This window comes from Streptomyces sp. CA-106110, from assembly GCF_050936285.1.
GTDB lineage: Bacteria > Actinomycetota > Actinomycetes > Streptomycetales > Streptomycetaceae > Streptomyces.
The window spans coordinates 11,622,302-11,643,928 of record NZ_JBNJNB010000001.1 but is presented as its reverse complement, the minus strand read 5'-3'; the positions used below and the strand labels follow the sequence as shown (position 1 = coordinate 11,643,928).

16 protein-coding genes and 3 pseudogenes are annotated in these 21,627 nt (G+C 69.4%); 9 read left to right on the top strand and 10 right to left on the bottom strand.

The annotated features are described in order from the left end of the window. Window positions 1-137 precede the first annotated feature (137 nt). The 3 genes and pseudogenes from ACQEXA_RS53865 to ACQEXA_RS53855 all read left to right on the top strand — a co-directional run. Window positions 138-422: pseudogene (locus ACQEXA_RS53865) on the top strand (Ku protein); the annotation flags it as partial. 151 nt (window positions 423-573) lie between these two features. Continuing rightward, a complete protein-coding gene (locus ACQEXA_RS53860) occupies window positions 574-900 on the top strand; it encodes a hypothetical protein (RefSeq protein ID WP_432940032.1) in 327 nt (108 codons plus the stop codon). Window positions 901-1,125: 225 nt separating this feature from the next. Continuing rightward, window positions 1,126-1,368: pseudogene (locus ACQEXA_RS53855) on the top strand (low affinity iron permease family protein); the annotation flags it as partial. A gap of 663 nt (window positions 1,369-2,031) precedes the next feature. On the opposite strand, the pseudogene ACQEXA_RS53850 reads toward ACQEXA_RS53855, so the two are convergent. From ACQEXA_RS53850 to ACQEXA_RS53820, 7 genes and pseudogenes are all read right to left on the bottom strand, one after another. Then, window positions 2,032-2,174: pseudogene (locus ACQEXA_RS53850) on the bottom strand (IS3-like element ISMyma3 family transposase); the annotation flags it as partial. A 273-nt stretch (window positions 2,175-2,447) separates the two neighbouring features. Continuing rightward, entirely contained in the window at window positions 2,448-4,676 is a 2,229-nt protein-coding gene (locus ACQEXA_RS53845; protein ID WP_433133759.1) for a TIM-barrel domain-containing protein, read from the bottom strand. Continuing rightward, window positions 4,673-5,785 carry a glycoside hydrolase family 15 protein gene (locus ACQEXA_RS53840; RefSeq protein WP_433133757.1) on the bottom strand — a complete coding sequence of 371 codons (1,113 nt, stop codon included), beginning with the start codon at window positions 5,783-5,785 and terminating at the stop codon, window positions 4,673-4,675. The genes ACQEXA_RS53845 and ACQEXA_RS53840 overlap by 4 nt, the downstream gene beginning before the upstream one ends. A gap of 113 nt (window positions 5,786-5,898) precedes the next feature. Next, entirely contained in the window at window positions 5,899-7,170 is a 1,272-nt protein-coding gene (locus ACQEXA_RS53835; protein WP_432921555.1) for an ABC transporter substrate-binding protein, read from the bottom strand. 85 nt (window positions 7,171-7,255) lie between these two features. Beyond that, window positions 7,256-8,173 (bottom strand): carbohydrate ABC transporter permease, encoded by a 918-nt coding sequence (locus ACQEXA_RS53830; RefSeq protein ID WP_433133755.1) that lies wholly within the window; start codon window positions 8,171-8,173, stop codon window positions 7,256-7,258. Beyond that, complete coding sequence (locus ACQEXA_RS53825) at window positions 8,166-9,011, bottom strand: carbohydrate ABC transporter permease (RefSeq protein ID WP_432921562.1); 846 nt, start codon at window positions 9,009-9,011, stop codon at window positions 8,166-8,168. Before ACQEXA_RS53825 ends, ACQEXA_RS53830 begins: the two co-directional genes overlap by 8 nt. Before the next feature lie 83 nt (window positions 9,012-9,094). Beyond that, window positions 9,095-10,249, bottom strand: coding sequence for an ROK family protein (locus ACQEXA_RS53820; protein WP_433133753.1), 1,155 nt, complete (start codon window positions 10,247-10,249; stop codon window positions 9,095-9,097). A gap of 1,072 nt (window positions 10,250-11,321) precedes the next feature. Here ACQEXA_RS53820 and ACQEXA_RS53815 point away from each other — a divergent pair. The 6 genes from ACQEXA_RS53815 to ACQEXA_RS53790 all read left to right on the top strand — a co-directional run bounded on the left by ACQEXA_RS53815 (window position 11,322) and on the right by ACQEXA_RS53790 (window position 16,666). Then, window positions 11,322-12,254, top strand: coding sequence for a conjugal transfer protein (locus ACQEXA_RS53815; RefSeq protein WP_433133751.1), 933 nt, complete (start codon window positions 11,322-11,324; stop codon window positions 12,252-12,254). Window positions 12,255-12,271: 17 nt separating this feature from the next. Then, the gene (locus ACQEXA_RS53810; RefSeq protein WP_432938774.1) at window positions 12,272-12,592 is read left to right on the top strand and encodes a hypothetical protein; all 321 of its coding nucleotides are present in this window, start codon (window positions 12,272-12,274) and stop codon (window positions 12,590-12,592) included. Continuing rightward, window positions 12,589-13,167 carry a hypothetical protein gene (locus tag ACQEXA_RS53805; protein ID WP_433133749.1) on the top strand — a complete coding sequence of 193 codons (579 nt, stop codon included), beginning with the start codon at window positions 12,589-12,591 and terminating at the stop codon, window positions 13,165-13,167. Before ACQEXA_RS53810 ends, ACQEXA_RS53805 begins: the two co-directional genes overlap by 4 nt. Continuing rightward, entirely contained in the window at window positions 13,164-15,863 is a 2,700-nt protein-coding gene (locus tag ACQEXA_RS53800; RefSeq protein WP_433133747.1) for an ATP-binding protein, read from the top strand. The genes ACQEXA_RS53805 and ACQEXA_RS53800 overlap by 4 nt, the downstream gene beginning before the upstream one ends. Next, entirely contained in the window at window positions 15,863-15,985 is a 123-nt protein-coding gene (locus ACQEXA_RS53795) for a hypothetical protein (protein WP_432921577.1), read from the top strand. Before ACQEXA_RS53800 ends, ACQEXA_RS53795 begins: the two co-directional genes overlap by 1 nt. Window positions 15,986-16,501: 516 nt before the next feature. Further along, a complete protein-coding gene (locus ACQEXA_RS53790; RefSeq protein ID WP_432921580.1) occupies window positions 16,502-16,666 on the top strand; it encodes a hypothetical protein in 165 nt (54 codons plus the stop codon). Here the strand turns inward: ACQEXA_RS53790 and ACQEXA_RS53785 are convergent. The 3 genes from ACQEXA_RS53785 to ACQEXA_RS53775 all read right to left on the bottom strand — a co-directional run bounded on the left by ACQEXA_RS53785 (window position 16,641) and on the right by ACQEXA_RS53775 (window position 21,577). Continuing rightward, window positions 16,641-18,437 (bottom strand): SPFH domain-containing protein, encoded by a 1,797-nt coding sequence (locus ACQEXA_RS53785; protein ID WP_432921583.1) that lies wholly within the window; start codon window positions 18,435-18,437, stop codon window positions 16,641-16,643. The genes ACQEXA_RS53790 and ACQEXA_RS53785 overlap by 26 nt on opposite strands. After that, the gene (locus ACQEXA_RS53780) at window positions 18,425-19,849 is read right to left on the bottom strand and encodes a TIR domain-containing protein (protein ID WP_432938777.1); all 1,425 of its coding nucleotides are present in this window, start codon (window positions 19,847-19,849) and stop codon (window positions 18,425-18,427) included. Before ACQEXA_RS53780 ends, ACQEXA_RS53785 begins: the two co-directional genes overlap by 13 nt. 123 nt (window positions 19,850-19,972) lie before the next feature. Then, window positions 19,973-21,577, bottom strand: coding sequence for a serine/threonine protein kinase (locus tag ACQEXA_RS53775; protein ID WP_433133745.1), 1,605 nt, complete (start codon window positions 21,575-21,577; stop codon window positions 19,973-19,975). Between the last annotated feature and the right edge of the window lie 50 nt (window positions 21,578-21,627).

Sequence of the window (21,627 nt, the reverse complement as noted above, 5' to 3'; positions counted from 1 at the left end):
AGCCTCACGGCGCAACTTCGCCACCCACGACCCCTTGACGCACACCGTCCACCGCCGCTGACGGCCACTCAACAACCCGCAGGGAGCGCACCGCTGCGGCAGCGGAGGGGTGGAGCAGTTCAATCCCGATCGCGGATGTGGAAGAGCATCCCGAGATCGCTCCGGGAAAGTCGCAGACCATCGATATCTCCGGGTTCGTCGACCTCGACCAGGTCGAGCCTGTGTATTTCGCCCGCACGTACTACCTGGCGCCCAGGGGCGAGGAGTACACCAAAGTGTACGAGCTGTTGCGAGCCGCGCTGGAGAAGGAGAACAAGACCGGGATCGCCACCTTCGTCATGCGGGCCAAGCAGTACCTCGTCGCCCTGCGGGCACAGCACGACGTGCTCGTGCTGCACACCCTTCACTGGGCCGATGAGGTCCGCGACCCGCACGAGGAACTGCCCGCCATACCCAAGCGAGCCACGGGCAAAGGGAAGGAGCTGGAGACCGCGCGTCAACTGATCGACGCTCTGTCGACCGACTGGCATCCCGAGGACTATCACGACACATACGAAGAGCGTCCAAGAGTTCGTGACCGCCAAGGCGAAGGGTCAGGAGATCATCGGCGAGGAGGCTCCGCCGGAGGCCACGAACGTCATCGACCTGATGGACGCCCTGCAGCGCAGCGTCGAACAGACCCGCAAGAGCCGCCGCCGGCCGAAGGCTGGCGGCGGCGGAGCCAAGCGGAAGCCCTCGGGTACCCGCCCGATGCAGAAGAGGACGGTCAGTGCGAGCGGGAAGAAGCTGGAGCAGATGAGCAAGGGGCAGCTGTACGAGCAGGCCACCCAGCGCGATGTCCATGGCCGCTCAAAGATGAACCGAGACCAGCTCATTCGCGCCCTCACCAGAACATCCTGAACGGCGCGGAGCTGCAGGGCACCACCTGCCTGCCGCGAACCTGGCAGGCCGCTCCGCTCGCGCCCCGCACCGGTGGTGCGACTGACCGATCAGCGACCCATTCCGCTCCTCTGGCAGCGCGCACGACCGCACGCTGCCCGCCTATGTCCTCAACCGACCGCGGGCACTCGGTGGGGATTCCATACCGTCTAGGGAGGCGCCAATCATGGTCATTCGGCATCCCCCGTGGGGGGAAAGGGGCGGTTCGAGCGGTTCGCCGAAGCAGCGTCGAACTTCACCAGCTCTCTGCCGTTCTACGTCGTGTGCCTGGTACTGATCGCCTTCTTCATCGCCGCGCACGCAGCAGGCCTGGCAGTTACGTGGCAACTGTCGGCTGGAGACCTCATGACCTCCGTGACCCTGCTGCTGCTCGCCTTGCTCAAGAACGCGGAGCGGCGTGCCGAGCACACCATCCAGAGGAAGCTGGATGCGATCGCCACCGCGCTCCTGGAGCAGGACGAGGGCGAGGCGCGCAAGGCGCAGGAGGACCTACGCCGCGCGCCCTGCTCACGGCTGCCCAATAACCTGATGGCAGACGTGACCGTGTCTGCTGGGGCAGTGAAGGGAGGCAGGCCGACCGGGCTGGAGTCGGATCTCGCGACGACCAGCGGCACGTTGGAGGGACGAGTGGCCGAAGCTCACAGGCTTGCCGTGGCCAAACTGATGGCTCGCGGTTTGTTGAGGCATCGCCGTGGCGCACCAAGCGTGTTGGCCTGGCTACTCGGCTTTCACGACTGCGGACAGAGCCCTGAACTGCCCCGCACCCCGATCATCGACCGCACCCGCCATCGCTACGAAGTCAGCCACCTGCTGCTGGAGAACGGCTGGACGGTCAGCGCGATCGCCCGGAGGCTGAAGCTGGACCGCACGACCGTGCGCCGCTTCCGAGACACCGACCTCGACGAACTGCTGGCCTCCGCCTGTGACCGCCGTCCGAAGATCCTGACGCGGTTGTGCGTGCGCGGATCATGGTGCACCTGCGGTGCCGCTTGGTGCGGCGCACGGGGTATCCGCTCGCGTGTGCGCACCGAATCTGACGTCGTGGGAGCATATTGCGCTTCGGGAACACAGAGGGTGGGCTGTGGCGGAGAACGTCTCGACGGCACCGATGCCCAACTTCGCGGCGACCGCCTTTATCGCGGCCCACTCCGCTTTGGGTAGTGGGGGCGGATCTCCGCGACCATGCGTACGGCACGCTCACGAAGCTCGGCAGGGTATGGGGACGGACGGGCCATGGCTCGATCCTCTCAGGGAATCGAGCCTCCATCGGACTCGGAGCGCTTCAGCTTTCCTCCTGGATGCACGGCCGGCCTTGAGGTGGGGCGGCCCCGTGCAGCGTGCGAAGGAAGCACGGGGCCGCCGGCCCGCGCTTGTCCTGTCTGAAGCGGGGCTTGCCACTGACGACCGTACGACCCCGGTGCTTCATCCGCGTGTCTGGTGGGCCGTATGAGTGGGGCCTCCAGCGGAGTCCGCCCGCGTGGGGCGGCTCCGGCTCTTCTCTGGGAGGGTCAGTTGCCCGCGGAGAAGAGCGGTTCGAGGTCGGCCCACCGATCGGCGATCGCATACACGGGGACGATGTCCAGGGGGGTGGCGCGCTCAACGACCTTTCCGCCGGTGTGCTGGTGGCCGGTCCAGACGTCGACCCACTGGCCGTGGGGCAGATACACCTCCCTGCTGTCGGCGCCTGGTTGGGTGACCGGCGCGATCAGGAGGGCCGAGCCGAGCCGGAACTGGTCGGGGAAGTCCCAGATGCGTTCGTCCTGGGGGTCGTCGAAGAACAGTGCGCGCATCAGTGGCTTGCCCTGTGCCAGGCCGGTGCGGGTCTCCTGGGTGAGGTAGGGCACCAGGCTCTCGCGCAGGTGGGCGTATTTGCGTGAGATTTCCAGGACGCGGGGGTCGCCGGAGCGGGCGGCGATGTTCCATGGGGTGCGGTCGCGCAGCGGCAGCCGGTGGTGGTTGTACTCCGAGTGGTATTGCATGATCGGCATGAAGCAGGATGCCGCCATGGCCCGCAGATACAGTTCGGCGTCCGGGACGTCGCCGGAGAAGCCTGCGATGTCCCAGCCCCAATAGATGATGCCGCAGGCCGAGGCGGTGATGCCGGCGTTGAGGGAGTGCCGGTAGGCGTCCCAGGTGGAGTCCTCGTCGCCGGCCCAGAAGACGCCTGCGTTCTGTGAGCCGGTGAACCCGGCGCGGCTGAAGGTGATCGGCGCCTTGCCCGCCTCGCGGAGCAACTCCCGGTAGGCGCGGGGGTATTCGACGGTGAAGAGGTTGTTGGTCTGTGCGCCGGCGGTGCCGTCTGCGTAGTGGAGGTCTTCGCCCCAGGCGTGTTCGCCGCCGTCCGTTTTGAAGCCGTCGATGCCGACCTCGTCGACCAGGTAGCGGCGCTTGGACAGCCACCATTGGCGTGCCGTGGGGTTGGTGAGGTCGGGCATGAGGGCTTGGGGGAACCACCAGCCGCGGTTGCGGTAGGGCCGCTTGCCGCCTTCCTCCATGACGGTGTACCCGTGGTCGATCATTGCGCGGGCGTCCGCGGCCGCCTGGCCGCGGGGCGCGGGGCGCATCTTCATCAGGGGAATCTGCCAGAGCAGCACCTTGATGTCGCGCTGGTGCAGTTCGTCGACCATGCCCTTGGGGTCGGGCCAGGCGCCGTCGGTGGGGAAGGTGAAGTCGGCCAGGCGGTGGGGTGCGCCGTCCTCGTTGACCGTGTACTGGGCGTCGCGGAAGACGGTGAAGGTCGCCTCGTCGCTCCATGCTTCGATGACCAGCACGCCGACGGGGATGTCCTCGTCATGGTGGCGGTCCATCTCGGCCAGCACGCGCTGCTGCGTGTTCCACTCGTTGCCGCTGGCCCACAGGCGGAAGACCCAGTCGGGCAGTTCCTCGGGGAGGCCGGCTTCGTCGAGGAAGGCGGACAGCAGCTCATGGGGCGCGCCGTGGAAGCAGGCCGTCTCAAGTGAGCCGTCCGGCGGGGTCTGCGCCTCGATCCACAGCAGGTCGGGGTCGCTTGCGCCGATGTCGTACCAGGTGCGGCGGGAGGTGCGCAGATGGAAGGCCCAGCTGTCGCCGCCCAGCACCATCGCGAAGGGCATCGGCAGGTAGGTGCGGGGGGTGAAGCCCTGGCCCTTGTACTGCTCGAAGACCTGGGCGTCCAGGGTGCGTCCGCGCTGGTCTACGGCGTTGTACCGTTCGCCGAAGCCGACCACGTGCTCGCCGGGTGCCAGCCGTAGCGCGAAGCGGATGCGCAGGACCGTGCCGTCGGCGGTCACCAGACTGGAGAGGGAGTCCTCGACCAGGCGGCCGGCGTCTTGGGTGACCTGCAGCTGTTCGGCTCCCTTGTGCCATGCGGCCGGGGTGACAGTGTGCCAGGAGGTGCGGCGGATGCGGCCGTCTTGGTGGTGGGCTGCGAAGCGGTAGCGGGCGCGTGTGCCTTCGGCGAGCGGGGCGGGGCGTACCACCCAGCGGTGGCGCCGGTCGCGGCCGCCCGCAGCGGCTTGGGCGAGGTGGCTGTCGGTGTTGCCGCCGCTGTCGCCGGTTTGTTCGGTGGCGTCTTCGATGGCGGCGGTCAGTTCGGTGACGCCGTCGCCGGTGTCCCACTCGCACACCACGGCCTGGATGCCGTGTCCGGTAGAGGCGCGGATCTCGAAGGGCTCGCCTGCCAGGGGGGTCACGGGCACGCGCTGGTCGTCGGTGGGCTGGTAGGCGTGGCCCGAGCCGTTGGGGCGGTGGCGGATCATGCGGAGACTTCCAGTTCGTGGGCGAGGATCAGGTACATCGCGTGGGACCACAGCAGCGGGGTGGCGTTCGGTCCCCAGCGCTCCTGCCACCTGGGCAGGTGTTCGGGTGCCAGGAGGGTTGCGCCGGGGGCCTGTTCGGGCAGCAGGTCGTCGGCGGTGGCGTGGGAGGCGATCCAGTCCAGTTCGCGGCGGGCGTCGGCGGTGCGGCCGATGCGTGCGTAGTGCCAGCCGAGGAGGCCGGCGAGGACGGGCCACTGCCCGCCCCCGTAGAAGACGTCTCCCAGGTAGCGGTGCACGCCGCCTTCCGGCTCGAGCAGGTCGTGCTCGATCGCGGCGAGTGTTGCGTGGGCGATGGGTCCGGCCGGGTCCACGGAGGCGAACGGTGTCAGGCAGGCCAGCAGGCTCGCGTCGACCGCCGGGCTGCCGAGCCACTTCGCCAGGTGGCCCGCGTGCAGGCCGCTTTCGCGCACGAGGGCATCGATCTGCGTGACGGTTGGCGCGCACAGCCCGGTGTCGTCAAGTCCGGCCGCCTCGATCGCGGCGAGGCCGCCGCGCAGGGCGCCGAGGGTGGCCCCGTGCCGGTGTTCCTTGGACTCCTCCCACCAGTCGTAGCAGGGCAGGTCCCAGGTTGCGGCGAGATAGCCGACGGTGAGGCGGATCGCCTCGCGGTAGGGGGCCGGATCGCCGCCGTGCCGTCGCAGATGCTCGCTCAGCGCCCACAGCCAGGTGCCGTAGCCGTCGGTCTGGAAGTCCCACCAGCCGACGTCGCCGGTGTCGGCGCCGTCCAGGGTGTAGCGGGTGGGCAGCAGGTCGGCCTCGGCCAGAGGTTGGCCCGCGGCTTTGGCCGCGATGATCCGCTCGATGCGGTCGGCGCGGTCGGTGACCACCTTGGCGCACCAGTGGTGGAAAGCGTCGGCGGAGTCGGCGGCGCCTGCTCGGGATGCGGCCTCTGCGATGAACGACCCGTCGCGGAACCACGAGTAGCGGTAGACCGGGTAGCTCGGGCAGGCCGGGTAGGCCCCGGAGGGCGCCTGGTGGGCTGTGATCACCTCCAGGCTGCGGCGGGCCAGGCGCGCATGACCGGGCGACTGCGTCGTGGGGGTGGACAAGGCGAGTGTCTCCTGTGTGGGTGGTGCGGGGTGTGGAGGAGCGGAGGTGCCCGGTGCGGCCGGGGGGTCGGGCGCCCGCGGGGCGGTCAGGTTCCCCGTGGGCGCCCGAGGCCTCAGTTCAGCAGTGCGGTGACCTGCCGGGCGGCCTGGGACAGTGCCCTGGCGACATCGGTGCGGCCGGCGGCGGCGTCGGCGAGGGCGTTGTTGACGATGTCCTGCATCTGCTGCTGCTTGGCGATGACGGGCGCCGCGGCCTGCTGCTTGAGGGAGTCGAAGACAGCCTGGCGGTTGGCGGGCTTGCCCGCGTTCAGGTAGCCGGCGACCTTGCTGGTGTCGGCCAGCGGCGGGAGCTCCCAGGAGGAGTCGACGCGGGTTTTGGCGGTGGTGTCGGAGGCGGTCAGGTAGGCCAACCACTTGAAGGCGGCATCGGCGTGCTGGGTGGTCTTGGAGATGCCGACGGAGTTCTGGAAGACCGCACTGGCCTTGTGGGTGTCACCGGGCTCGACGGCCACGTCCCAGTCGAAGGGCACGTTCTGCAGGGCGCTGAACTGCCAGTTGCCGTTGTGCCACATGGCGAGCTTGCCGGCCTTGAACAGGTTGGTGTCGTAGTCGGGGGTGTTCGCGCTCTTGGCCACATCGGGCATGGTCGTCTTGTTCTTGCTGATCAGCCATTTCGCGGCGGCGATGCCCTGGGGGCTGTCGAAGGTCGCCTTGGTGCCGTCGGCGGACAGGAAGGAGCCACCGGCCTGGTCGAGGGCCTTGGAGAACTCGTTGAAGGTGATGGGCTGGAAATCTCCCCACACCCCCTTGCCCGCGTCGGTGAGCTTGCGTGCGGCGGCCTGCTCGTCCTTCCAGGTCCAGCCGGCGGTGGGAGTGGCGACGCCGGCCTTGGCGAAGAGCGTCTTGTTGTAGATGAGGACCACGGTGGAGAAGGACTCCGGCAGCGCGTACTGCTTGCCCTTGTACTGTGCGGCCTTCAGGTTGGCCGGGGCGTAGGCCGAGGAGTGGAAGGAGGGGTCCTTGGCGGCGGGCTGGGCCAGGTCCAAAAGGGCGCCGGAGGAAGCGTAGGTGGCCAGGCTCTGCTGGTCGAGTTCGAAGGTGTCCGGCACGGTGCCGCCGGAGATCGCGGTCTGCAGCGTGGTGGCGTAATTCGCGTAGGGAACGGACTGCACCTGGACCTTGATGGTCGGGTTGCTCTTCTCGAACGCCGCAACGATGGCATCGAGGTCCTTGGCGTGGTCGGCACCGGCGGAGAAGGTCATGTAGCGGACGGTGCTCACGCCGTCGGCGGAGGCCGATCTGGTCGCGGAGCCTTGGGCGCAGGCGGTGGTCAGGGCCAGTGCCGCGACGCTGGCGGCGAAGGCGGCGATCCGGGGGGTGTGCATGGCGGTCTCCTGGAGTGGCAAGGGCAAAGCAATGGAGGGTGCGGGGGAAGGAGGGAGGGCAGGGTGGCGGGGCGGGTGGCCGGGGCTACTTCAGGCCCGACTGGGCGACGCTCTGCACCACGTACTTCTGGGCGAAAAGGTAGAGGATCATGATCGGGAGCGTGCCGAGGACGGAGCCGGCCATGGTCACGTTCCACTGGGTGCTGAACTGGCCCTGGAGGTTGGCCAGCGCCAGCGGGAGGGTCATGAACTCCGGTGATCGGATGATGACCAGCGGCCACAGGAAGCTGTTCCAGCTGGCCATGAAGGCAAAGACGGAGAAGGTCGCCAGCGCGGGCCGCACCAGCGGCAGCACCACCGAGGCGAAGATCCGCAAGTGGCCGGCGCCGTCGAGGCGGGCCGCCTCGTCCAGTTCCCGGGGCACGCCGTCCATCGCCTGCCTCAGCAGGAACACTCCGAAGCCGGAGGCGAGGGTCGGGGCGAGGACGGCAGCGTAGGTGTCGACCAGGTTCAGTGACTTCATCTCCGCGAACAGCGGGACGATGAGGACCTGCAGCGGCACCATCATGGTGGCCAGGTAGCAGCCGAAAACCAGGCCCCGGCCGCGGAAGCGCAGCCGGGAGAAGGCGTACGCGGCCATGGAGCTGGTGATCAGCTGGATGACGGTCGAAATCAGGGCCAGCCCCAGGCTGTTGACGGCAACCCGGGTGAAGGGCACCGCGTGAAAGAGGCTGCGGTAGCCGTCCCCGCTGACAGTGCGGGGCAGCAGGGAGGGCGCTGAGATGCCGCTGCCGTTGGACTGCAGCGAGGTGATCAGCATCCACAGGAACGGGAAGAGCATCACGGCCGCTCCCAGGACCACCAGGGTGGTCAGGGATGCCGCCCGCAGGCGCCGGCGGGCGGTTGTGCCTGGGCTGCGGTGTGCCGTACGCGGACGGGGAACGGCGGAGTCTTCCGGCGTGGCCGCGGAGGGCCGGGCGGGTGTCCGGGTCAGTTCAGGCATGGGTCACCCACCGCCTCTGGATGCGGGTCATGACGACGGTGACCACCATGATCACCGCGAACAGCAGCCAGGACAGGGCCGACCCGGTGCCCACCTGCCCATACCGGAAGGACAGGTCGTAGACCTCCTCGACAACCGGCCGAGAGGATCCGGCGGGGCCGCCACCGGTCATCACGAAGACCTGGTCGAACACCTGGAAGCCGTTGATCAGCGAGATGAGGACGACGAAGTATGTGGACGGCGACAGCAGCGGCAGCGTGATGCGCCAAAACCGCTGCCAGGGGCCTGCACCGTCGAGCGTGGCCGCCTCGTACAACTCCTGCGGGATCGCCTGCAGCCCGGCCAGCAGGATGACCATGACGAACCCGAGGTCCTTCCACGCCGAGGCAAGAATCACCGACGGCAAAGCCCACGTCGGGGACGCCCACCAGTCGGGACTGGGCAGGCCCACGGCCGCCAAGGCCCGGTTGAGCAGTCCCCCGTCGGGACTGAGGATCCACTTCCACGTCAAAGAGACCATCACCCAGCTGGTGACGACCGGCAGGAAGTAGATCGACCGCAGGATGCTGCGCCCTCGCATGCGGCGGTTGAGGGCGAGCGCCAGCGCCAGGCCGCCCGCGTACACCAGCGGCAGATAGCCGGCGATGAAGTACACGGTGTGCCCAAACGCGGCACGAGTGTCGCCATCGCCCAGCAGGTGCCTGTAGTTGGCCAACCCCACCCAGCGCATCGGGGAGATCAGATCCCAGGAATGCAAGCTGATCCACAGCGAAGAGAGCATCGGGCCGGCCGTGAACAGCAGAAGCGGAACCGCGCTCGGCGCCAGAAAGAACAGCACGGCGCCACGGTTACGCCACGTGCGCCGTCGCACCGCAGCCGAGGCCGGGGCACGGCCGGCACGCACAGAGGAGGGGTTGAATGTCATGTCGTACCCCGGCCGCCCGCCGCGTCGCCGAGCCCATGGACGCGGCGACGGGGATCGACGCCGCCGACGCCTCCGTCCAACGACGCGGCAAGCACCAGGGCAGCAGCTCCCTGCGCCCAGATCGTGTCCGTAAACGGCTCGACAGTAATCGCCAGCTCCTGATCACGGCGACGCCCATGGCGTTGCAGGGCTGCCCTCACGCCCGGCTCCCACCAGCGCCAGGAGCGAGTCCCCTCCCCCATGACCACGATCTCCTCCGGGTCCAGCACGGTCGTGAGCCCGGCCAGCTGGCGGCCCAGGATCTCTCCCGCTTCCCGCAGGATGCCGCGTGCCCGCTCGGCCCGGTCATCGGCTCCGTCCGCGAGGTCGGCAAGGTCATCCGGTGTGGCGTCCTGCCCGACCAGGCCGGCCGAGCGTGCGGTGCGCAGCAGGGCGTCATCACCGATCAGGGCTTCCAGGCACCCGTGATTCCCGCACGTGCACAGCGGACCGTCCGAGGCGACCGGAACGTGACCGAACTCCCCGGCACCGCCGTGAGCGCCGCGATAGACATGGCCGCCCGCGACGATGGCCAGGCCGACGCCACGGCCGATGGTGACCACCAGGAAGTCGTTCAGGCTGCGGCCCCGCCCGTACAGGCGCTCCCCACTGCCCAACGCGTTGACGTCGTTCTCCACCAGGACAGAAAGCCCCAAAGCCGCGCCGAGCATGGTGCCCAACGGCACGTTCTGCCAGTTCAGCATCGCGGCGTCCACGACCCCGCTGTCCGGACGGTCGACAAAGCCGGGCACCCCCACCCCGATCCCCAACAGGGGCGGCAGATCCTCGGCCGGCTTGGTGAACGGGCGCAGCAACTCCACAATCGCGGGCACCGCCTCGAGTGCTGTGGCGTCGAACGGGATCGTCACGGTGTTGGTGACCTGCCCGTCCAGGCGCATGTCGACCAGCACGACGTGGTCGGCGGCCACCTTGACGCCCAGGGCCCGGCCGGCATCGCCGACCAGGCCGACCAGCCGAGCGCGCCGGCCCCCGCGGGAGGGCTCCTGACGATCGAGCTCCTCGATCACCCCCTGCGCCAGCAGACGCCGCGTCACCTGGGTCAGCGTCGCCGGACTCATCCCCAGCTCCCGGGCCAGCGCGGCCCGCGACATCGGCCCGGCCCGGCCCGGCCCAGCAGGGCCAGCACAGCCGTACTGGAGAGATCCTCACCCGCCAACCTGTTCATTCGCACTCTTTCTTTAGTTGCTTAAGAAACTTGCTGAACGAACGCTAGGCCGGACACCCCCCACGTCAACCCCCGGTTTCCGCGAGGTTTCCAACAGCGATCCGGACACCACCGAAACCCCCCAGGGGGCCGTCCGGGCACGACCAACCCCCTCCCCGTCTGCACGACGACCCCGGGGCCACACAGAGGCCCTCCAGGGACGCACCCGACAAGGCAGCGCAGAGGCGAAGTCCGGGCTATAAGCGCCCACCCAGAATGGACATGGGACTGCTTTGAAACGGCTCATCGGCGCCCCTGACGCACGATGAGCACGCAGCTGCCGATGCCCTGGGCAAGTGAGCGAGTGCGAGGCCACCGAGGTCGTCCAGTGCGGAGACGGGCGCGAGGTCCATGCCGCCAACTCACCCGGCACCCCCGACCAGGCTGACGGCCACAGGCCCCGACCACCGGTCACGGCCCGGCAACATGCGCATGGGGCTGCCGTGGTCGGGCTCATGGTCGGGCCGACCAGTGCGCCGCCCGCGCGGCAGATGGATGCGCAATCGCGTCTGCGCAATGAAGGCGGCACCCGTTGCGCAGGCGGCTGCCCAACCGCCTCCAGGTCCTGCGCAGTCGGCTGCGCACATCGGCACGCGGCCGCCAGGCTTGGGGCTGAGCACTGGGCAGAGTGTGCGCAACCGGTCTGCAGCGGCCGGCTCCTGGAGGCGGCGGGCGCCCGATCCGTCGGTGGCCCCTCCATCTGTACTGGCCCCGGATCGCTCCGGCCGGCTCCCCGGTCCCCGCCGTCTTCACGGCGGTGCTGGTCGGCTCAGGCGGCCCCGGCCCCGGTCCTGTCCGGGCCTGTGGTCGGGTTCATGGTCTGGGCTGACCATGAGCCCGACCACGGGTTTTGTGTCCCCATCGTGACCGTGGTCGGGCCTTCATGGTCGGTGGTCAGGTCGGGGCCTGCGGGTTTTCTCAAGGTCAGCAAGTACACGTTCTGACCTGGGAGGTTGACCATGTCGCCTGGCAAGCAGGCCTCGGTGAGCGAGGCTGCTGCGCCGATGGCTGCGGGTGCCCGGCTGGAGACGATGCGGCGGCGCGTACGCCTCTCAAGGCTGGCCTTGTTCACCGCGATCGCCGCGGGGCCCGTTGCCCTGGGTGTCGCGATGATGTCCGGTCCGGCCACGGGGGCGGCCGCCCCGACGGCCAAGCCCACCGCGGTGCGCACTGCGACGACCAACGCCGACCCGGCGGGCTATGCGCAACTGTTCGTCGGCGCGTGGCTGCGCAGCAGCACCGATGACGCAGACAGTGCGCAGGCGCGGATTGCGCAGTCTCTGGCGCCGGCCGTCGAGCTGCCCGCCGCGGCCGCCGATGCGCAATCGAAGCTTCAGTCGGTGACGGCGGTGCGCAGTGTGCAGCGTGAGGCCGGCCGGTGGTGGGTGACGGTGGCTGCGCAGTACACGAGCGGGCAGGTGCGCTATTTCGCGGTGCCCGTGGCTGCCGACCCCGCGGGCGGCTCGTTCGCGGTGACTGGTGCCCCCGGAGTGGTGGCGGGCCCGGGACCTGTCCGGGCGTCGAAGTCGCCATACTCGGTGGCCGTCCCCTCCGGTGGTGATCTGTCCTCCGCGGTCGGGGAGTTCTTCGGCGCGTATTTGACCGGGTCCGGGGAGGTCGACCGCTACCTCGCGCCCGGCGTGAACCTGGCGCCAGTCTCTCCCGCCTCCTACACCGCGGCCACCATCCAGCAGATCCTCGCCACGGAACAGGCCGCCGCCGGCACGGTGCCGGCCGACGGCACCACCGTCCACGTCCTTGCCCAGGTAGAGGCCCGGGACGCAGACGGACGGTGGCCGCTGGCCTACGAGCTGGCCCTCAAGGCCCGCTCGGGCCGCTGGGAAGTCGCGGCTCTGGAGTCCCAGGCCGTGCAGAACGGGGGACGGTCGTGACCACGGTGCACAGCTTGATGCTCGCAGGCCAGCTCAATGACCTTGGCAACGCGTGGATCACGATGTTCAAGGACTGGGCGACCAAGGGCCTGCAGGCGGGTCTGGTCGTGCTCGTGGTCGTCGTCATGATCCAGAGGTTCAGCCTCAAGGCCGGGATCGGCGCGCTCCTGCTCATGGTGATCGCGCTCGGGTTGTACAACGCGCGCAACGACTTGGCGAACATGTTCACCGACGAGGTGAAGAACCCGTCCAAGGGTGCACCCATCACCCCCGGCATCGTCCAGTTGGAACGTCCCGCTGCCCGTGACCACTCCGCAGGCCCGGGAGGCCGGCTATGAGCGCGGCAGCCACGGTGCGGGTCGGGCGCTTCTACACCGCCGCGCGCCGTCACCCCTGGGTGCTGGGCAAGGTCGCCGACTGGAAGATCCCCCTCGGCCCCTATACGCCCGTCCAGATCGCGGTCGCGGTCGGCGGCGGCTTCGTCCTGGTCAAGACGATCCCGCTCTGGATGTGGATGGGCCCCGTCCCCATTGTGGCCTGGGTCCTGGCCATCTGGGCGGTGCGCCGACCGAAGATCAAGGGCCGCGCCCCGATGCAGGCCGCGCTGGGATGGGTGCTGCTCGCCTGGCAGCCGCCCGGCGGACGCATCGGCGGCCGGGCCGCACGCGACCGCACTGCCCGCCCGCTGCTCGGCGGCTTCACTATCGAAGAGGCTGGTGTCGCGCTCCCGTCCATGGCCGCGCTGTCCCCTACCGAACAGCCTGCAGCCACCCGGGCTTTGCGCACAAGCCCGGCAGCCCGCACGGCCAGGCGGCGGCGCCCTGCGCTGCAGGCACACCAGGACTCGGTGCGTCCGGCATCGGGTGTGCAGCAGCTGCTCGCCCTTGCCCAGCACAGTGGGGGTGCGCGGTGAGGGTGCCGATCCGTCACATCGCCGGGCACCTCGTCTGGTCGACGCACGGCAGCGTATGGGCCATCTACCGGCTGCACCCCGGCCCGGACGCACGCGGCCGCACAGAGGAGACCGTCCAGGGCACCTACGTGCCGGCCGCGGTCCGCGACGAGCAGCTCGCGAAGATCACGCATCTGGTCCGCTCCCTGTCCGGGGCGCCGCGCCTGTTCGGGCTGTGCGCGCAGGTCGACTCGGGCGAGATCGCTCTGCGCATGATCGAGGGCATCGAACCCGGCGGCCAGGCGGCCGACGACGGCCCGCATCCGTGGGTGGAGAACGTCGAAGCCACCCTGGATCTGCTGAACCAGCAGGAGATGCACCGCCGCACGCTGTGGCTGGCCGTGCCTCTGACTGCCGACCGCGCGGGTGGGCAACTGACCGCGCAGCTCGGTGCGGTGTGGGCGGACGTCGCGCCGGTGCTGGGCATGCGGTCCGCGCCCGTGGCTCGGCGGGAGGTGACCGCCTACCGCGAGCAGGCCTCGCGGGTGGAGGCTGCGCTCGCCGGCGGCGTGGCATTGCGTCCGGCGCGTCCGGCGGAAATCGTGTGGATGATCCAGCACGCCCTGCACCGCGGCCTTAGCGAGCCGCTGCTGGCCGAGGCCGAGACCAGCGATCTGTACGGCGGTCAGATCCGGGGCGGGGTGCTGCGCTCCCCCAGTTACGCCGACCTCGGACAAGTCCGCCTGCAGGAAGGCGGCATCGACCCCGCACTCCAGAACGTCGACGACCCGCGGGGTGCGGACCGGAACACGCGGTCGGGCAGCAACGCCTGGTGGCGGCAGAAGACCTCCTCCCCGCTGCGCAGGCGGTGGCTGCAGGTCGAGACAGACACCGGCGTGGGCTACCAGGTGCAGTTGACCTTGGCCGAGTGCCCACCCGCCGTCAGCCAGGACGCCGCCGACCTGTTCGCCCAGCTGGAAACCCTCGACTTCCCCGTCGACTACACCGTCGACCTCACCCTGGTGCCGGCAGAGAAGGCCCGCGACCAGGTGCGGCGCAAGAAGAACGAGCTGATCGACCAGGCCGACCAGTACGACGCCCGGCCCACCGGGATGCCCGCCTCCCTGACCGAGGCTGCCCGCGATCTGGCTGAGCTGGACGCCCGCCTGTCCCGCACCTCGGTCGAGGTCGAAGTCCAGTCCGTCACGGTTCTCAGCGTGTGGGGGCCCACCGCCGGCATCTGCGATGCCCGAGCCCGGGCTCTTGCGGCGCTGCTGTCCGGCGCCGACTACCGGACGGTGCGCCCGGCCGGGCTGCAGGAGGCCCTGCTCACCCTCGGTCTGCCCGGCACCGTGCGGCCCGGTGTGGTCCGGGAGTTCACGCAGCATCAGCTCTCCGAGGACTGGGCGCTGACCGGCGCCTTCACTGTGGGCGAGGTCGGCGACCCAAACGGCACGTTCCTCGGCATCGACCTGGACTGCGGCACCACCCGCCCCGTGATGATCAACGTGGCGGATGCGCCGAAGCAGGACGCCTCCGCCTCCCTGGGCATCGTCGGGGACCTCGGGGCGGGAAAAAGCGTCCTTCAGAAACTGATCGCGGAAGCGGTGTGGGCGCGCGGCGGGGTCGCGATCTGCATCGACCGCACGCCTGTACGCGAGTGGGCCACCTTCGCCCGCACCGCGGCGAAGGGACGCTGCCAGATCATCGACGCCGCCCAGGCCGAGGTGTCGATCGACCCGCTGCGCATGTTCGACGGCCCCGAAGGCCGCCATTACGCCCTGTCCTACCTCGCCCTGCAGCTGGGCATCGGCCTGATGAGCACCAACGGCGAGGTCCTGCACCACGCCGTCGAGCAGGCAGCCGCCAGCGGCGCCCCGTCGATGCACCGCGTGGTGGAGACCCTTCAGGAGATGGCCCACCGGGAGGTCGGCAAGCGGCAGGACGCGGCCGCCACCCTCTCCGGCCTCATCCGGGTCGTCGCGACCAACCCCCTAGCTCGGATGGTGTTCGACCCCGCGCTGCCGCCGGTGAGGCTGGACGCTTCCAGCGCCTTGGACATGATCGTCATCACGACCACGGGTTTGAAGCTGCCGCCGAAGGCGGCGTTCGACAAGCCGGAAGTGCTGCATCAGCAGCCGCTGGAGGCCCTGATCGGCCGCGCGGTGCTCTACCTGATCGCCGCGATCGCCCGGCAGAGCGCGTTCGAGGACCCCAGCCGGTTCACCGCGGTCATCCTCGACGAGCTGTACTGGCTGACGTCCTCCGCCGAGGGCACCGCCCTGGTCCACGAGATCCTCCACGACGGCCGCAAGCACGGCGCCGGCCTCATCGCCGGATCCCACGACGCCAAGGAACTCGGCCCGGACCGCGGCCTGATGGCCTACCGGGCGCTCGCCCGCACCGCTGACCGCGAACGGGCCCGTCGCGGACTGGAGTTCGTCGGGCTCGACGCGAACGACCCGGAGCTGCTGCGGCTGGTGACCACCGGTCTGTCCCCGGTCGGGCAGAAGGGCCGTGAGGGCGGGTTCCTGCTGACCTGCCCCCGGCAGAACACCGGCCGGGTGAAGTCCGTCATCCCCCGCATCACGCGCATCGCCACCTCCATCACCACCACACCGGGACGCCGCCGCACGACCACGGGCTCGCACCCGGATTCAGCACAGGGTCCGCACGTTGCTGCGACAGCCGGTGATCGTCCAGAGGAACACATGTGATGAGCTGCTTCTCCCCCAGCCGCTCCCGGCGCATCGCTGCGGCCGCGAGCGTGCTCACGGTTCTTTCTGTCGCCGTCGGCGTGCTCGCCCTGGCCCTCGGGCTGAGCCTGCCAGAGCCGTAGTGGCCGCACACCGGGAACGCCGTCGCCGCAAGTGCCCGCCCCGCGAACCAGGACCCGTGCGGCCTGATCGTGGGACCTGCCACGACGTACTGCGAGCGCGGCACCACGGCCTCCGCCTTGTCTGAGCACCACGCCGCCGGGGCGGCATGGAGGCTGGTGACGGTCGCAGCGGGCATGGCCGCCCTCCTGACGTGGCGGCACCGGGGCTCCAGCCGCGAACGGACTGCCACGCACCTACGCAGCCCAAGCCAGCGGCCGCACCGCACGGGATCGCCACGGGGAGACGATGTGACCCGAACACCACGCCGTTCAGCGAGGTTCACTCGCCTTCGCACCCGAAAGAGCGCGCCCGCCATAGCAGTCGGGGGCCTGTGCACCGCGCTGGCCCTTTCCTCGTGCAGCAGCCCCTCAGGCAAGCACTCTGAGTCCCCATCGTCCGCTGCCGCCAAGCCGTCTGCCACCCAGGACTCGAGGGAACAGAGCGCCCGGAACGCCGCACTGGCCGCCTGGCACGGGATGGACGTCGAGATGGTCAAGGCGTACCACCAGGGCAGGTCTTCCGGCACCAAGCTCTCGATGTACGCCGCAGACAAGGCCCTGGCGAAGATCGAGAGCGAGCTGTTCCAGTACCGCCAGGCTGGCGTGCACTTCGAGCTCAGGGTGCCATGGAGTCACCGTTGAAAGCACTGTCCGTGTCCTTGGTCAGCTTAGGCCGCGACGCGCCCGGGCCGATCTGCTGGTCGCTGCGCAGCTCCCGTAGCCGCGAGAGCAGGTCCTGCATGGCGGACATCGGCAGCGCCTGGACATATGCAGAGATGTCACCCCCGCCGATGTAGTCCGGAACGTCAAACTTCGCGAACTCGCGGACGATACGGATCATCGCGGCGTTCTCCGGCCCCAGCAGCGCCACCTCAGCCTTCAGGTCGAGGGCGACACGCCGGAACTCCTTCTGCGCCTCGTATTCGTCGATCCTGTCTTTGAGCTTAGCGTTCTCTACTTCCACCTCCAGCCTGTCGCCCTGCATCTCCGCGGCGAACTGCTCCTTGAACGCCGCATGCAACGAGGGGTCGTCGGGCATGAAGTTGCCCAGCCTGGTGTCCAGCACCTCGATGCCCCACCTTTCCAGAGCGTGCTTGACCTTGTCCGTGAGGTCCTTGCGGGTGTCGTGGTAGCGATTGAGGAACTCGCGTACCGAGCTCGTCGTGGCGATCTCGCTGAAATACGCGGCCACGGTGACGCCAAGGACGTCTCGCACGAACCGCTGCATCGGGGCGGGGTCGTCCACCAGGCCGCCCAGTCCCTGTGTGCGGACGCCGCCGAACTGGCTGACGAGCCTTGGCGCGATGCTCCGCGGGATCCGCAGGTTCTGGGAAATCTCCACGTGCAAGCGGTAGCCCTGCACGTTGACGGTGATCTGCCCGAGGTCTGCATCGTAGTTGGTGGCCTCATCGGTCTGCTTCTTGTGCCACTTCAGGATCAGCACGCGGGTCGGGATCAGCATCACACGCGCGAACCAGGGGTTGAGCGCGTAGCTGGTGCCCTCGCCGAGCGTCTCCTCCTGCACACCTCTGCAGCCTCCGTTGGCCAGGAACACCCATGGCAGGCGGAAGCTGCGGTGCCCGTTCACCCAGGGGGCGACCGTGGCAGTCGTGTCCCGTCCGGGCTCGGCCCCGTCCAGCGTGACCACCACACCCGTGTAGCCCTCTTCGATCGAGACCTCCTTCAGGTGGGCCTCGGTCAGCCCGTCCCGGGAGGCTGCGACGTTGTCGACGGTGACGACCTCGAACAGCTCCGGATTGATGTCGTAGTACGCCCCGCCGCCGAGGACGGCGAGTTGTCTTCCCTGCTGACCACCGCCGAGCAGGAACGCCTGGCCGTCCTGAAAGTTGTCGCACTCTACATGGCGTCCGAATCTCTGGTCCGCAGGCCTGACCGTGCCATCTTTCGCCTGGACCAGGCCGACCGTGCCCGCGGGCACATAAGTACGCGGCATCATCCGGACGGTGAACAGCCGGGTGTTGATGTAGTACGACTGGCCGCCGGCAAGGGTGGCCAGCTGGACGCCCTGCTCGCCACCGCCGAGGAGGAACGCCGGGCCGTCCTGGAAGCTGCGGCATTCCACATGACGGCCGAGTGCGCGTCCGTCCGTCCGGGTGCGGCCTTCGGTGGCCGAGACCAGGCCGATCATGCCCACCGGGACGTGCACTCGAGGCACGTATTCAACCGAGTGGATGAACGGGGTCAGCCAATGGAACCCGCTGGGGAGCAGGGTGCGTGCGAGCACACCTCGTGCGCCGGTCGGGTTGATCTGCTTGAACGCAGGGTCCGGGTGCGTCGGGCCGAATCGCCGGGTGATGATGCCGACGTGGCCGGAGGGCACCACGACACGCCCGGCCCAGCCCACCCAGACGGCAACTCCGACCAGCACCACAAGGGGTATCACAACATCCATGAGGCGGCCTTCCACTCTCGCAGCCGCGCGTGGACAGCCTGCACGGTCGCGCTCCAACGGTCATACCAGTCGGGATGGTTCTGCTGATGCGGGTCCCGCAATGTCGGGAAGAAGCCGGACCGCCTGCCTGGCCCGGCTTGTCGCACGAAGTCGCTGTAGAGTCTGGGCACCGGGTCGTCCGGCGAGGCACGCCAGCCCAGCGCGGCACTTAGGTCGGGGAAGCGCGGACCGCGCCGCCCGGGGGCGGGTGCCAGTGCCAGTTGCCGTCGGAATCCCTGCCGCCCGTGGCAGTGGCCGGCCCACACCGCGTCGATGCCGGCCAGCAGCTCCAACGGCACAGCGGTGGCGTGGCGTTCACTCAGCCAGCCCTGGGTGAGCCGGCCCGCCTCCTCCATGACCAGCCGCGTGGTCAGCAGGTCGGCGTGCTCGTACTCGTCCTCGGCGAGATGGGCGCGTAGCTGCTCGAGCGCGGCCGAAGCCGACACACGCACTACCGGGGGCGCCGGGATGCCGACACCTGTCGAGTGGGCGTCGGGCAGCTGGACCGGGCGGCCCTCGGCCACGTCCATGTGGATTCCGCGCAACAGCTCGAGTTCCGCCTCATCGAGCAGCCCGCCGTCGCGGGCGTCCACGTGCCAGGTGGCGGCGAGATGGTAGTTGACCTCACCATGCAGCAGGACGGGGACGAACGGGCGGTCATGCACCTGACCTTCGAGGATCATGCGGGTGACGTCGTCGGAGTCCTGGGACTCCGGAGTCATCACGACGACCACCGCCACGGCATACCGGAGCTGCTGCCGGATCGTCCAGAAGTGCGCATCCCCCGGGCGCAGGTCGCCGACCGACCAAACCCGCAGCCCCTCCGCTCTCAGTTGTCCGGCCAGCAGCCGGCCGTACGCAGCGTCGGAGGGCGCGTAGCACACCACGAAAGCGGGCTGTTCCGGCGCAGTGATTGGCCTGGGCGCAGCGGGTTGGGCGGCCGCGAGATTGTCGTCGGGCCGCGAACTGCCCGCGGGGATGGGGCGGCCCGCGACAACGGCCGCGAGTTCGGCGACCTTCTCACGGAACTCATGGCCGGTCGCCCCACTGAAGTCGCGCCACACCCGGTTGGCGGCGAACGCAGGCGGCTCCGCCCGCTCGAGCAGAACCGGTATGAACCGCAGGCCGCGTCGAGCAGAGGCGGTGGCCAGTGCCGCGTACTCCTCCATAGCCCGGGTAGAGCGTGCCGATGCCGGGCTGATCACAGCGATGCCGTGCGCGGCGGTAAGGAGAGCAGCGTCCACCTTGTGGACCACTACGTCGCCCGGTTCGATGCTCCACTGGTCGAAGAACAGCGACACCCCGTATCCGGCCAGATGTTCGGCCAACATCCTGGCCCAGGCGGCATCCTCAGCGGCATAGGAGAGGAACACGTCGTTCAACCCGCCGGACCTCCAGGGTGAGCGGTGGCACGAGCCGTCAGTTCCAGCGAGACCACGGTAAGGTCGGAACACGCCATTCCACCCCGTTGTCACACAATCAACCCGACCGTGCTATCAGCGAGTGAGGTCAAAAGCCTGTGGGCTGGGTCCGTTACCCTGGTAAACGTCTCCGGAACTGTATTCGGTCACGTGCACGTCAAACTGGGCGCCCGGGAAGTGGCCGTAGAACTCCTGGTTGGGGATGGGGAACGTCGCCCGGAAGCAGCCGCGGCTGTCGGTCGGAACGGACCCCATCGGATTGGTGTGGAAGATCACTTCGACCTTCCCATTGGCCACCACGCCGGATCCGCTCACGGTGATCCTGGTATGGATGTCACCGCTCGACGGAGAGAGCGACAGCCCGCCTGCGGCCGGACAGACACCTCCCTGCGCCGTCGATGGCGAATCCGAGGGCCTGGAGGAAGCGCGGCCCTGCGCCGTCGATGGCGAATCCGAGGGCCTGGACGAGGCGGGGCCCTGCGGCATGAGCCCGAAGAGCCCGCCGTCGCCGCCGAACAGCTGCGAAACTCCGTAAAGGATCCCTGCCACCCCCGCCCCCAACACGGCCAGCCTGAAAATGAGCCTCGCCCGCCCCAGCACTCGGCGCCGCCCGACGAACGGGGCCGCGGGCGGTCGGGGCCGAGGTGGAAGCTGAGGCCGCGGCCGGGATCGAGGTTCGTGCTGGGGCCCGGGCTGGGGGCGGGGCTGAGGCTGAGGCCGGAACAGAGGCCTGGGATCGGGCCGGAACAGTGGCACGGGCGGAGGCGTGGTGGACTGGGCAGGAGGAGGGGTTGCGCGTTCCGCGTCGGCGAGAGGAGCCGGCACGGGTGCGGGCAGTTCCTCCAGCAAGGGCGCGGCAAGGTTCCTCAGCGCTGCCGTGCCGCGCGCTTTCCAGTGGGGGCCGAGCTCCGTCACCGCCACGCGCTCCACCGCGCTCGCCAGCATCCTGGCGCCGGGGCGCAGCTCGGGATTCTTCGTCAGCCCGTCAGCGATCAGCGGGCGCAGCGGCCCGGGGACCGCCGTCATCGGTACCGGCGCCGTGGTGTGCCGTGCCATGAGACTGAACAACTGCACCAGGGGAAAGGGAAGGTCACCCGTCAGACACATGTGGAACACACAGGCCGCCGCGTAGACGTCGGCCGCGGGCGTCGCGGCACCGGCTCCGCGCCACAGCTCCGGCGCACGCACTCCGGGCGCCCCTATGGTCAGCGCGGCGAGTCCGAAGCCGGACACCGTCACCGCTCCGGCACCGTCGATCAGCACTTTGGCCGGTCGTACATCACCATGGACCAGCCCGCGGTCACTCGCGGCGGCCAGCGCCCGCAAAATGCGATGGAACACCACCAGCGCCGCCGAAGCGCGCAGCCTCCCATGCACCTCCAGCACCCGCGACAGGGCGACGCCTTCGACCGCGTCGCTCACGAGCGCGCCGCCTACCGCCGAGACGGAACGGCTGTACGCGGCAGCGACCCCCTTCGCCTTGACGTACCGGCGAAGCCGAACCACCTCGGGCACATCGATCCCGGCAAGCCGCTCGACGTCTGCTTGGAAGGCCTCGGCGCGCCGCTGATGGATCAGCAGCCCCGCGGGCACGTACCGCACGACCACAAGTCCGCCACTCTCCCCGTGGACCCGCGCCAGCGCCGTCCGCCCGCACCGCCCGTCGTGCAGTTCCCGCACTTCGGTGCTCCCCGGCAACCGCCACGGCCGGGTCACCATCGCCACCGGCA